Annotated in this window: 13 protein-coding genes; 6 read left to right on the top strand and 7 right to left on the bottom strand. The window is 70.1% G+C overall.

The window, feature by feature from the left end; all coding sequences use genetic code 11:
• Positions 1-20: 20 nt before the first annotated feature.
• From LZK98_RS04005 to LZK98_RS03975, 7 genes are all read right to left on the bottom strand, one after another.
• On the bottom strand, positions 21-689 hold the full coding sequence (locus LZK98_RS04005) for a L,D-transpeptidase family protein (RefSeq protein WP_233785119.1): 669 nt from the start codon (positions 687-689) through the stop codon (positions 21-23).
• 108 nt (positions 690-797) lie between these two features.
• Positions 798-1667 carry a 3-hydroxyacyl-CoA dehydrogenase NAD-binding domain-containing protein gene (locus tag LZK98_RS04000; RefSeq protein ID WP_233785118.1) on the bottom strand — a complete coding sequence of 290 codons (870 nt, stop codon included), beginning with the start codon at positions 1665-1667 and terminating at the stop codon, positions 798-800.
• A 157-nt stretch (positions 1668-1824) separates the two neighbouring features.
• Positions 1825-2802, bottom strand: coding sequence for an L-histidine N(alpha)-methyltransferase (egtD, locus tag LZK98_RS03995; protein ID WP_233785117.1), 978 nt, complete (start codon positions 2800-2802; stop codon positions 1825-1827).
• Positions 2803-2923: 121 nt separating this feature from the next.
• Positions 2924-4243: an ergothioneine biosynthesis protein EgtB gene (gene egtB, locus LZK98_RS03990; protein ID WP_233785116.1), complete on the bottom strand. Its 1320-nt coding sequence runs from the start codon at positions 4241-4243 to the stop codon at positions 2924-2926.
• Positions 4244-4295: 52 nt separating this feature from the next.
• Entirely contained in the window at positions 4296-4841 is a 546-nt protein-coding gene (locus LZK98_RS03985) for a cob(I)yrinic acid a,c-diamide adenosyltransferase (RefSeq protein WP_233786502.1), read from the bottom strand.
• Between the two features lies 1 nt (position 4842).
• Positions 4843-5076, bottom strand: coding sequence for a twin transmembrane helix small protein (locus LZK98_RS03980; RefSeq protein WP_233785115.1), 234 nt, complete (start codon positions 5074-5076; stop codon positions 4843-4845).
• Between the two features lie 9 nt (positions 5077-5085).
• Positions 5086-6138 (bottom strand): glutamyl-Q tRNA(Asp) synthetase, encoded by a 1053-nt coding sequence (locus tag LZK98_RS03975; RefSeq protein ID WP_233786501.1) that lies wholly within the window; start codon positions 6136-6138, stop codon positions 5086-5088.
• 104 nt (positions 6139-6242) lie between these two features.
• Between LZK98_RS03975 and LZK98_RS03970 the strand changes: the two genes are divergently transcribed.
• The 6 genes from LZK98_RS03970 (at position 6243) to LZK98_RS03945 (ending at position 12325) form a co-directional block, all read left to right on the top strand.
• A complete protein-coding gene (locus tag LZK98_RS03970) occupies positions 6243-6809 on the top strand; it encodes an HNH endonuclease (protein ID WP_233785114.1) in 567 nt (188 codons plus the stop codon).
• Between the two features lie 291 nt (positions 6810-7100).
• The gene (locus LZK98_RS03965; protein ID WP_233785113.1) at positions 7101-7448 is read left to right on the top strand and encodes an ArsR/SmtB family transcription factor; all 348 of its coding nucleotides are present in this window, start codon (positions 7101-7103) and stop codon (positions 7446-7448) included.
• Complete coding sequence (locus LZK98_RS03960; RefSeq protein ID WP_233785112.1) at positions 7445-8110, top strand: aquaporin; 666 nt, start codon at positions 7445-7447, stop codon at positions 8108-8110. The genes LZK98_RS03965 and LZK98_RS03960 overlap by 4 nt, the downstream gene beginning before the upstream one ends.
• Positions 8107-8517, top strand: coding sequence for an arsenate reductase (glutaredoxin) (gene arsC / locus LZK98_RS03955; RefSeq protein WP_233785111.1), 411 nt, complete (start codon positions 8107-8109; stop codon positions 8515-8517). The genes LZK98_RS03960 and arsC overlap by 4 nt, the downstream gene beginning before the upstream one ends.
• Positions 8518-8582: 65 nt before the next feature.
• Entirely contained in the window at positions 8583-10172 is a 1590-nt protein-coding gene (locus LZK98_RS03950; RefSeq protein WP_233785110.1) for a serine hydrolase, read from the top strand.
• Between the two features lie 89 nt (positions 10173-10261).
• Positions 10262-12325, top strand: coding sequence for a transglycosylase domain-containing protein (locus tag LZK98_RS03945; protein WP_233785109.1), 2064 nt, complete (start codon positions 10262-10264; stop codon positions 12323-12325).
• Positions 12326-12388 lie beyond the last annotated feature (63 nt).

Genomic DNA, 12388 nt, shown 5'->3' with positions numbered 1-12388 from the left:
CGGGGAGCGAAACGGCTCCGTCAGCGCGCGATGATGGGATCGCCCATGCCGATCGTCTTGCTCTCGGTCACGATCACCCGGTCGCCGAGTTTGACGTGCTCGAACAGCAGCTTGGCGAAGGGGATCGGCACGCCGACGCAGCCGTGGGTCGCATAGCCGATCTGGACGTTGCTGCCGTGGATCGAGACGCCGTCGTTGGTCATGCGCAGCATGTAGGGCATCGGTGCGTCGTAGAGATTGGAGACGTGGTCGGCATCCTTCTCGGTGATCGGGAAGACGCCGACGGGGGTGGGCGTGTTGTCCGCCCCGTAGAGGATCACCGCGGTGCCGATCTCGTAGCCGGCGCGGAAGACCGAGAGCACCTGCGCCTTGCGGTCGACGGTGACGACGATCGGCCCGGTCGCGGGCGCGCCCTTCTCGTCCCAATACCAGTCGCCGTGGCGGAAGGGCTTGCCGTCGATCGGCAGGATGCGACGGACGACGAAGGGCTCCTCGGCCGGGGACTTGGCCAGCGCGGCGGGCTTGGGCGCGGACGGCTTCGGCTTGGCGGGCGCGGCTGCGGCCGGAGCGGGCTTCGGCGCCGGCGGCGCAAAGCTATGCGCCGTCGCCGCGGCGACCAGCGCGACCGCGCCGGCCACGCCTGCGCCGAGCAGACCGCCCTTCACCATGCCGGCAATGCGCTCGATCATCGCTCGATTCCCTGCTTCCAAACCAGGGAAATCGCGCAAAACCGCGGTTGCGGCCAGCCCCGGATTCGCGCTGTTCCGCCGCGGGACGGGCGACGGCCGCGTTTACCTTCAGCGCGTCGGCACCGGCTCCGGGCCCGAATAGTCGTAGAAGCCGCGGCCGGTCTTGCGGCCGTACCAGCCGGCCTCGACGTACTTCATCAGCAGCGGCGCGGGGCGGAACTTGGGATCGCCGGTGCCCTCGAACAGCACGCGGGTGATCTCGAGGCAGGTGTCGAGCCCGATGAAGTCGGCCAGCGTGAACGGCCCCATCGGATGGTTGAGCCCCAGCTTGCAGGCGGTGTCGACGTCACGGATCGTCGCCACGCCCTCGCCGAGAGCGAAGCAAGCCTCGTTCAGCATCGGCATCAGCACGCGGTTGACGATGAAGCCTGGCGCGTCATTGGCGTGCACGATCTCCTTGCCGAGCGAGCGGCCGAACGCTTCGACCGCCTGCACCGTCTCGTCGGCGGTGGCGAGGCCGCGGATCAGTTCGATCAGGCCCATCACCGGCACGGGGTTGAAGAAATGGACGCCCATGAAGCGCGCGGGATCGGGCGAGGCCTGGGCGAGACGGGTGATGGGGATCGACGAGGTGTTGCTGGCGAGAATGGCGTCGTCGCGCAGCACCAGCCCGACGCTGCCGAAGATCCGGCGCTTGATCTCCTCGCGCTCGGTCGCGGCCTCGATCACCAGGTCGCAGGGAGCCATCGAGGCGGCGTCCTCGACCGGCTCGATGCCGGCGAGCGTGGCGTCGCGCGCCTCGGCGGTGATCTTTTCCTTCTCGACCAGCTTGGCGAGCTGCTTGGCGATGCCGGCCTTGCCCGCCTCGGCGCGGTCGAGCGAGACGTCGGAAAGAAGCACGCGATAGCCCGCCGCCGCGGACACCTGGGCGATGCCCGCGCCCATCTGCCCCGCTCCGATTACGCCGATCGTCTTCATTGCCGTCTCCTCTCCGGGCTCCCTATCCGCCTCGGCGCGAAGCGCAATCTCTCTTCATCTTCTCCGCGTCTCCGGGCCTCCGCGTGAGCCAATAAATTGATTTCACGCGGAGACGCGGAGGCGCGAAGGAAGTGGGTTGCGCCTGACGGCGCGAGTATCAGGGCGCGAAGCGTTCCGGGCCGGCCTCGGCGAGGATCAGGGCGAACCAGTCGTCGGGATCGGTCCATTCGGCGATCGGGGTCCAGCCGCCGGCGCGCAGCAGCAGGCGGGCGTCGCGGGGACCGTATTTGTGGCTGTTCTCGGTATGGATGGTCTCGCCCGCCGCGATGGAGAAGACGCGGCCGTCGACGGCGAAGGTCATGTCGCGGGTCGCCTCCAGATGCATCTCGATCCGGGCGCGCGCGTCGTTCCAGATCGCGCGGTGGGCGAAGGCGTCGAGCGGGATGGTGCCGGCGAGCTCGCGGTTGATGCGCTCGAGCAGGTTGAGGTTGAAGGCGGCAGTGATGCCAGCCGCATCGTCATAGGCCGGGATCAGCACGTCGAGCGGCTTGATGCGGTCGATGCCGATCAGGAACCGCGCGCCCTCCCCCAGCACGTCGCGGAAGTTGCGCAGCAGCTCGACCGCACGGGCGGCAAGCATGTTGCCGATCGTCGAGCCCGGAAAGAAGCCGAGCCGTGGCATCGCGCCCAGGCCCTTCGGCAGCGTCAGGGGACGGGTGAAGTCGGCCTCGACCGGCTCGACGGCGATGTCCGGGAACTGCCCGGCGATCCGGCCGGCGCTCTCACGCAGGAAATCGCCGGAGATGTCGACCGGCACATAGGCCGCGGGACGGATCGCCTCGAGCAGCAGCGGGGTCTTCATCGACGAGCCCGAGCCGAACTCGACCACCGCCTGGCCGGGGCCGATGTGCTGCTGGAGCTCGGGGCCGATCCGCCGGAGGATGCCGATCTCCGTGCGGGTCGGATAATATTCGGGCAGGCCGGTGATGTCCTCGAACAGCTCCGAGCCGCGGCGGTCATAGAACCAGCGTGCCGGGATCGCGCGCGGGCGAAGCGCCAGGCCGTTCAGCACGTCGGCGCGGAACTGCGGGTCGGCCAGCGATGCCTGGCCGTCCTCGATCTCCTGCTTCAGCATGACCAGATGCCCCCTACCTGATCGTCATCCCCGCGAAAGCGGGGATCCAGAGCCAAACAGGTCATCGCTCGTGACCCTGGATCCCGGCTTTCGCCGGGATGACGGGGAGGAACAGTCGACATCAAATGTCCTTCGCCAGGCGTACGCCGGTGAACTGCCAGCGCTGGTGGGGGTAGAAGAAGTTGCGGTAGCTGGCGCGGACGTGGCCGCGCGGGGTGGCGCAGGAGCCGCCGCGCAGCACGAACTGGCCGCTCATGAACTTGCCGTTGTACTCGCCGACCGCGCCCTCGGCGGCGTGGAAGCCGGGATAGGGGCGATAGGCGCTGCCGGTCCATTCCCAGACGTCGCCGAAGAAGGCGGGGCCGCCGGTGGAAGGGCGCGGCTCGACCGGGCCGGCGGTGTCGAGGAGATTGCCCTCGCGCGGGTCGTAAGTGCTTGCTGCCGCTTCCCATTCCGCCTCGGTCGGCAGGCGCGCGCCGGCCCAGCTCGCATAGGCGTCGGCCTCGTAGAAGCTGATGTGGGTGACCGGCGCGGCAGGGTCGATCGGGCGGCGGCCGTCGAGGCCGAAGCGGGTCCACACCCCGTCCCGCTGCTCCCAGTAGAGCGGTGCCGCGATCCCCTCCGCCTGCACCCAGGCCCAGCCGTCGGCGAGCCAGTGGCGGGGGTCGCGATAGCCGCCGTCGGCGATGAACGCCGCCCATTCGCCGTTGGTGACGGTGCGGTCGGCGAGCGCATGCGGCGCGAGCATCACCGGGTGCCGAGGCGTCTCGCAGTCGAAGGCGAAAGCGGAGGTTGCCGAATAAACAGGCAGAAAAGTTGACGAAGTTGACTCACCCCCATGCATTGACTCGTTCCCGTGCCCGATCTCGGCGATCCCGGCGGGACGCTCGACCCAGCCGATCGGGCCCGGCATCGGCACGGGGATCTTGGGGGCGCCGGGCCAGACAGCCGGCTCAATCGGGTTCTGCGAGAAGAGGTGGAGGATGTCGGTGAGCAGCAGCTCCTGATGCTGCTCCTCGTGATGGCAGCCGAGCACGATCAGCGCCTGCGCCGCCTCCGGCAAGTGCGGCAGCGCGTCGCGCAGGGCGGCGTCCACGGCGCGGCGCCAGGCGAGCACCTCCGCCAAGGTCGGCCGGGTGAGCATCCCCCGCGCCGGACGGGCATGACGCGCGCCCTCCGCCTCGTAATAGCTGTTGAACAGGAAGGGGAAGCGATCGTCGTGGAGGCGGTAGCCGGCAACATGGTCGCGCAGCACGAAGGTCTCGAAGAACCAAGTCGTGTGCGCCAGATGCCATTTGGCGGGCGAGGCGTCGGGCATCGACTGCACCGTCGCATCGGCGTCCGAGAGCGGCGCAGCGAGCGCCACGGTCAGCGCGCGGACGGCGGAGAAACGCTCCGCGAGCGGCGACGCGGCCGGTACGGACTCGAGGCGCGTTCCCATTTCGTTCTTCTCCCACCGGAGGCGATGCGCGTCAAGTGGGGATCCGTCTGGGCTAACGCGAGCCCCCCGGCACCCACAGAACGTCGCCGCCCGCCGCCTGGTTCACATGGCGTGCCGCGACGAAGAGATAGTCGGACAGGCGGTTGAGATAGGCGAGCACTTGCCCTCCCGCCTCCGCCGCGACGGCGGAACGCTCGGCGCGGCGGGCGATCGCGCGGGCGAGATGGAGCGCGGCGGACGCGTGCGTGCCGCCGGGCAGGATGAAGCTGGTCAGCGGGGCGAGATCGGCATTGAGCAGGTCGATCTCGGCCTCGACGGCGGCGACCTGACCGGGGGTGATGCGGAGCGCGCCGGCGATTCCCTCCGGCGTGGCGAGATCGGCGCCGAGATCGAACAGGTCGTTCTGGAAGCGGGTGAGCGCCGCCGCGACCGGCCCCTCCGGCAGCAGGGCCAGCGCGACGCCGATCGCCGAATTGGCCTCGTCGACGTCGCCGATCGCGGCCATGCGCGCGCCGGTCTTGGAGACGCGGCTGCCGTCGGCGAGGCCGGTGGTGCCGTCGTCGCCGGTGCGGGTGTAGATCTTGTTGAGCTTGACCAGGCTAACCCCGGCCGAGCGCGAATAGCACCAGCGCGGCGAGCAGGATCGCCACCGCCTGCAGGATGATGCGCCACTGCATCAGCTTGTTGGAGCGGAGCGCGGAAGCGCTGGGGGCGTCGCCGGTGCCCTTCAGGTCCTCCTCGGTCATCTTGATGAAGTTCACGAGGCCCCGGACGAGGACGACGAGGACCGCGATCATGGCGGCGATCATCAGGATGACGAGGAAGATCGACATCCTCGTTATCTAGGCCTTCGCGGTCGCGAATCCAAGCGGAAGCCGTCCTTCCCGCAGCATCGCCGCAAGTTCGGGTCCGTCGAGGCCGCGCTCGCGCAGATCCGCCAGCGTGGGGGTGCCGTGGCGCTTGGCGAGGCGGCGGCCCGCGGCGTCGGTGAGCAGCGCATGATGGCGGTAGGCCGGCGTCGGCAGGTCGAGCAGCGCCTGGAGCAGGCGGTGGACGTCGGTCGCGGCGAACAGGTCGCGACCGCGGACGACGTGCGTCACGCCCTGCGCGGCGTCGTCGACGGTGACGGCGAGGTGGTAGCTCGCCGGCGCGTCCTTGCGGGCGAGGACGACGTCGCCGTGCGCGAGGGGATCGGCGCGGACCCAGCCCGCGAAATCGTCGTGCCAATATAGCTCCTCCCCGGCACGGGGAGGGGGACCAAGACGCGCAGCGGCTTGGTGGAGGGGGCCCTCGGCGCCGGAATCCGATGCGGCCGGGCCCCCTCCACCACCGCCTTCGGCGGAGTAGCGGGTCGGATCGTCCCCCGGACGATCCTCGAACGCGCGGGGCGCGTTCGACCCGCTGCTCCCCCTCCCCGTACCGGGGAGGAGCTTGATCGCCTTCCCCACATCGAGCCGCCAGCAGTGCGGTTCGTGGAGGCGGTGGGCGTTGTCCGCGTTTCGGCACGTCCCCGGATAGACCGGACCCTCCGGCCCATGCGGCGCCGAGACGCTCGCGGCGATGTCGGCGCGGGTGCAGAAGCAGGGATAGAGCAGGCCCATGTCGCGCAGGCGGTCCAGCGCCGCCTCGTAGAGGTCGAGCCGTTCGGACTGGCGCACCACCGGGCCGTCCCACCGCAGGCCGAGCCAGGCGAGGTCCTCCAGGATGGCTTCAACGAATTCCTCCCGGCTGCGGGTGCCGTCGATGTCCTCGATGCGGAGCAGGAAGGTCCCATTCCGCTCGCGCGCGAAGTCGTGCGCCTGGAGCGCGGAGAAGGCATGGCCGAGGTGCAGCCGGCCGGTCGGGCTCGGGGCGAAACGGGTTGTGGGACGGGTGGGGAGCGAAACGGCCTCCATCATCGTCAAACCGGCCCTTGACCGCGAGTCGCGGCCTGTGCTGTCATGCGCATGTCATCCTTTGCGGCAAAAGGCGCGGGACGACGACGGGCGAAAGGGGACGTATGTTTCATCCCGATCTGATCCGGCATCCGGACAGCTGCCCCGCCCTTGTGCTGAACGCCGACTATACGCCGCTCAGCTATTATCCCTTGAGCGTGTGGCCGTGGCAGACCGCGGTCAAGGCGGTGTTCCTCGACCGCGTCGACATCGTCTCCCACTATGAGCGGGAGGTGCGAAGTCCCACCGCGAGGCTGAAGCTCCCTTCGGTCATCGCGCTCAAACAATATGTGAAGCCCTCCCAGTTCCCAGCGTTCACCCGGTTCAACCTGTTCCTCCGCGACCGCTTCACCTGCCAATATTGCGGCTCGCACAAGGACCTCACCTTCGACCATGTCATCCCCAGGGCGCAGGGCGGGCGCACCACCTGGGAGAATGTCGCAACCGCCTGCGCCCCGTGCAACCTCCGGAAGGGCGGGCGTACCCCCCAGGAAGCGCACATGCCGCTCCACATCCAGCCGATCCGGCCGACGAGCTGGCAGCTCCAGGAGCACGGCCGCCGCTTTCCGCCCAACCATCTGCACGAGACCTGGCACGACTGGCTCTACTGGGACGTCGAGCTCGAGTCGTGAGCACCATCCGGCAGAGGGTGTGCAGGACGGATCGGCACGTGTGTTGCAGGTCTTCCGTAGTCCGGTTTCCAGCCGTCACCCCGGACTTGGTCCGGGGTCCACGGGGCCTCGCGGACTGCGCTCGAACCTCTTGTCCGGTCCTTGCCTCCCGGTGGACCCCGGACCAAGTCCGGGGTGACGGTGAGGAGGGTCGATATGTCAGTCATCTCCTCAAATGTCGGTCCGGCCCGAGCCTCTACCGAAATTCGATAATTCGCTTATAGTCGAAATATCGAATCGAAAGGGACGTCGATGCAATTGCCGGTCGCGGTCGAGGCACTGTCCGCGCTTGCCCATGCCCATCGCCTGGCGGTGTTTCGCCTGCTGGTGCGCGCCGGTGACGAGGGCCTGCCCGCCGGGGAGATCGCGCATGAGGTGGGCGTCGTCCCCAGCACGCTTTCGAGCCACCTCACCATCCTCGCCCATGCGGGGCTGGTCCGATCGCGCCGCGACGGGCGGTCGGTGATCTATTCCGCCGATCTCGACGGGATGCGGGCGCTGCTCGGGTTCCTGCTGGCGGATTGCTGCGGCGGACGGCCGGAGATCTGCGCGCCGCTTGTCGAGCTGCTCGGTGCGCCGGCGTGCGTGCCTGCGCGATGAGCGTCGCACGTCCGGTCGCGGCCGAGGCGCTCGGGACCGCGCTGCTGCTCGCGATCGTGGTCGGCTCCGGGATCATGGGCGAACGGCTGGCGGGCGGCAACGTCGCGATCGCGCTGCTCGCCAACTCGATCGCGACCGGCGCGGGGCTGGTGGTGCTGATCCTCGTGTTCGGCCCGATCTCCGGCGCGCAGTTCAATCCGGCGGTGACGCTGGCGGCGTGGCTGCACGGCGACATGGACGGGCGTGCCGCGGCGCGCCACGTCGCCGCGCAGCTCGTCGGTGCCGTCATCGGCGTATGGGCGGCGCACGCCATGTTCGGCGAGCCGATCCTCCAGCTCTCGACCAAGCTGCGCGACGGTCCGGCGCAGGGGCTGTCGGAGCTGCTCGCGACCTTCGGCCTGGTCGGCACGATCGCGGGCGTGCAGCGCTCGCGGCCGGAGCTCACGCCGGTCGCGGTCGGGCTGTACGTCACCGCCGCCTATTGGTTCACCGCCTCGACCGCCTTCGCCAATCCCGCGGTCACGATCGCGCGCAGCCTGACCGAAAGCTTCGCCGGGATCGCGCCCGGCTCGGTGCCGCTGTTCGTCACGGCCGAGATCGCCGGGGCGGGACTGGCGGTCGCGGTGTTCGGCTGGCTGCTGAAGAAGGACGTGGCGGCATGAGCGATGCCTTCCCGATCACCATCTATCACAACCCCGACTGCGGCACCTCGCGCAACGCGCTCGCGATGATCGAGGCGGCGGGATATGCGCCCAAAATGGTCGACTATCGCAGCGTCGGGTGGACTCGGGCGCTGCTCGGCGAGCTGCTGGCGGCGATGGGCGCGCGGCCGCGCGACCTGCTGCGCGAGAAGGGGACGCCGGCGGCGGAGCTGGGGCTGCTCGCGCCGGAGACGCCGGACGAGGCGATCGTCGCGGCGATGCTGGAGCATCCGATCCTGGTCAATCGTCCGATCGTGGTGACGCCGCGCGGCACGCGGCTGTGCCGTCCCTCGGAGGTCGTGCTGACGCTGCTCGACCGCACGCCCGAGAGCTTCGTCAAGGAGGACGGCGAGATCGTCCGGCCGTAAGGCATCTATCCTTGCCAGCCGGTCGCTTCCGGCCATAGCTTCCGCCCAGCCTTAGGGGGAAGATCATGGCCGGATTGCAGATCGATCGCCGCCGCGCGCTGGCGCTGTCGCTGGGGGGCATCGCCGCCGCGACCTTGCCGCGGATCGCCCTCGCCGCCGAGACGGACGCGGCCTGGGTCGATCCGCTGGTGCAGGAGTTCATGACGGGGTTCGAGGTGCCGGGGATCGCGGTGGCGATCGTGCGGGCCGGGCAGCCGCCGTTCCTCAAGGGCTATGGCGTGCGTACGCTGGGCAAGCCGGGCGCGGTCGACGCGCATACGCGCTTCGGCATCGCCTCCAACTCCAAGAGCTTCACCGCCGCCTGCCTGGCGATCCTCGCCGACGAGGGCAGGCTCGGCTGGGAGGACCCGGTGGTCAAGCACCTGCCCGAATTCCGGATGCACGACCCCGCCGTCACGCAGATGATGACGGTGCGCGACCTGCTGGTGCATCGCAGCGGGCTGCCGCTCGGCGCGGGCGACCTCATGTACTTCCCTGCGAGCGCGCGGCCGGCGGGGGACGTGCTGAAGGCCCTCCCCTACCTCACGCCCGACAAGGGATTCCGGGCGGGCTATGCCTATGACAACATCCTCTACATCGTCGCCGGGCTGCTGATCGAGCGGGTGTCGGGAAAGAGCTGGCGCGATTTCGTGGCGACGCGGATCATGGCGCCGCTCGGCATGGCGGACGCGGTGCCGTCGCGCGAACTCCTCCGGACCGACAATGTCGCGGGGCGCCACGCGCGGCTGGGGCCGCCGGTGCGCGGGATGGGCCGGCAGCAGGTGGTCGGACCCGACGAGACGCCGGCGATCGATGCCGCCGGCGGGATCAACGCCAGCGTCGGCGACGTCGCCAAGTGGCTGACGGTGCAGCTCGCGCACGGGCAGCTGCCCGACGGCAAGCGGCTGTGGAGCGAGGCGCAGGCGGCCGAGATGTGGAAGCCGCAGACGATCATCGGCTCCAGCGACGGACCGACTCCCGACAATCCCACGCGCGCGGTGACGCAGAGCTATGCGCTCGGCTGGTTCGTGTCCGACTATCGCGGCGAACGGCTGGTGGCGCACGACGGCGGGCTGACCGGGCAGGTGACGCGCACCGCGATGCTGCCGGCGCGCGGGATCGGCGTGGTGGTGCTGAGCAACGTCGAGGATCCCGTGTCGATCGCGATCCGCAACGCCATGCTCGACCATGTGATGGGGGCGCCCGCGTTCGACTGGTCCGCCGCCTATGCCAAGCGGATCGAGGCGAGCCAGGCGGCGGCGCTCAAGGAGCTGGGCGCCGGCGGGGTCGATACGCCGCCGGCTGGCGGGCCGAGCCTGCCGCTCGCCGCCTATGCCGGGCGCTACCGCGATCCCTGGTATGGCGACGTGGTGGTGACGGAGCAGGGCGGCAAGCTCGCGATCGACTTCGTGCCCACGCCGGTGTTCAAGAGCGCGCTCGAGCCGTGGGGCAAGGATGCCTTCCGCACCCGCTTCGCCAAGGATGCCGGGGAGGACGCGGTGGTGACCTTCGCGGTCGCGGACGGACGGGTGATCGGCGTCGCGATGAAGCCGCTGTCGCCGCTCGCCGACTTCAGCTATGATTTCCAGCATCTGGCGTTCGTGCCGGTGCGATAGACCGGTTGCGGCGAGCGTCTTAGTCAAGTAATACAGTTGGAGTGGTGCGGCTGGCATCTCTTTTCGGCAAGGGCGACGCCGCCCCGGACATGCACGACCCGCTCGCGCTGACCGGCCAGACACGTCCCACGGGCGCGCAGCCCTCCTTCCCCGGCGATCCTGTCGAGCCGCCCCGCCGGCGGATCGACGTGTGGCGGTGGATCGTGCGCGGGGCGGGCGCGCTGATCGTGCTGCTGGTGATCGCGACGCTCTATCTCGCGATCACGGCGCCCCTGTCCAAGTCGCTGAAGCCGATCGCGCCGCCGCAGATCACCCTGCTCGCCGCCGACGGCACGCCGATCGCGCGGCGCGGGGCCGTCATCGGCGATCCGGTCGACGTCAAGTCGCTGCCAAGCCATGTCCCCCAGGCGTTCATGGCGATCGAGGACCGGCGCTTCCGCTCGCACTGGGGGATCGATCCCTGGGGCATCAGCCGCGCGATGATCCACAATGCGATGGCCGGGCGGATGCGCGAGGGCGGCAGCACCATCACCCAGCAGCTCGCCAAGAACGCCTTTCTCGATTCGGACCGCACCGCCGGGCGCAAGATCCGCGAGGCGATGATCGCGCTGTGGCTGGAGGCGTGGCTGACCAAAGACGAGATCCTGTCGCGCTATCTGTCCAACGTCTATTTCGGCGACAACGTCTATGGGCTCGACGCCGCCGCGCGCCATTATTTCAGCCGGTCGCCGCAGCAGCTGAGCGTCGCGCAGGCGGCGATGCTGGCGGGGCTGGTCAAGGCGCCGTCGCGGCTGGCGCCGACCGTCAACCTGGCGGGCGCGCGGGCGCGGCAGAAGCTGGTGGTGCAGGCGATGGCGCGCGCCAAGTTCCTGACCGAGGCGGAGGCGGCCGCGGTGCCGCCGGCCCGGCTCAGGGTCGAGCGGGTGAAGGAGGTGCCCAACGGCACCTATTTCGCCGACTGGGTGCTGCCCGAGGCGCGCGACCGATCCGGCGAGCTCGCCAACGAGGTGACGGTCACCACGACGCTCGAGACCCGCATCCAGCGCGCCGCCGAGCGCGCGGTGCGGCGGGCGGGCCTCCGCCAGGCGCAGGTGGCGCTGGTGGCGATGCGGCCCGACGGGCGCGTGGTCGCGATGGTGGGGGGCAAGAGCTACAAGGATTCGCCGTTCAACCGCGCGGTGCAGGCGCGGCGGCAGCCGGGATCGACCTTCAAGCTGTTCGTCTACCTGGCGGCGCTGCGTTCCGGCATGAACCCGGATTCCAAGGTGCTCGACGAGCCGGTGACGATCGGCGAGTGGAGCCCCAAGAACAGCGACGGGCGCTACGAGGGCGAGATCACGCTGGCGCGGGCGTTCGCCAAGTCGTCGAACGTCGCCTCGGCGCGGCTGATCAAGGAGGTCGGCGTCGCCAACGTGATCCGGGCGGCGCGCGACCTCGGCGTCGCCAGCCCGATCGCCAACGAGGGATCGATCGCGCTCGGCACCTCGACGATGAGCCTGCTGGAGCTGACGTCGGCCTATGCGGCGGTCGCCAATGGCGCCTATCCGGTGCGTCCGCGCGGGCTGGAGCAGGAGGACGAGCCGACCTGGATGGAGCGGCTCGCCGGGCGCACGACGATGATCCCTGCGCGCGAGCTCGACGGGATGCGCGAGCTGCTCGCCGGATCGATCTCGACCGGGACCGGCCGGCAGGCGGCGCTGGTGGTGCCGGCGTTCGGCAAGACCGGCACGACGCAGGACAACCGCGACGCGCTGTTCGTCGGCTATGCGGGCGGGCTGGTCGCGGGCGTGTGGGTGGGGAACGACGACAATACGCCCAATCCCGGGCTGTCGGGCGGCGGCATCCCGGCGCGGATCTGGCGCGACTTCATGGCCGACGCGCTCGACCTGCCGGTGCCGGCACCGGCGCCGCGGGTGGAGGACGACGGCGGCGATGCCGTCGGCAACCTGGTCGACGCGATCACCAATGTGAGCGATCCGACAGGGCCGATCTTCGAGGGGCAGCTGGAGGGACTGGGCGTGGACCTGCGCGTCGGGCGCGACGGCAGCGTCGACGTGCGGCCGACCGGGCGCGACCGCGCGCCGCCGCCACCGCCGCGCGAGGACCGCCGGCCGCCGCCGGAGGAGGATTTCGGGGACGGGCCGGTCAACTAGCGCCTGCATCCGTCGAGTCCGGTGACCGAAAGCGTGCGCGTTCCAGGCTTTGACCTGCTCCAG

Source organism: Sphingomonas cannabina (assembly GCF_021391395.1).
GTDB classification, from domain to species: Bacteria; Pseudomonadota; Alphaproteobacteria; order Sphingomonadales; family Sphingomonadaceae; genus Sphingomonas; species Sphingomonas cannabina.
The sequence above is the reverse complement of the archived record's forward strand: the minus strand, read 5'-3'. Positions and strand labels throughout refer to the sequence as shown.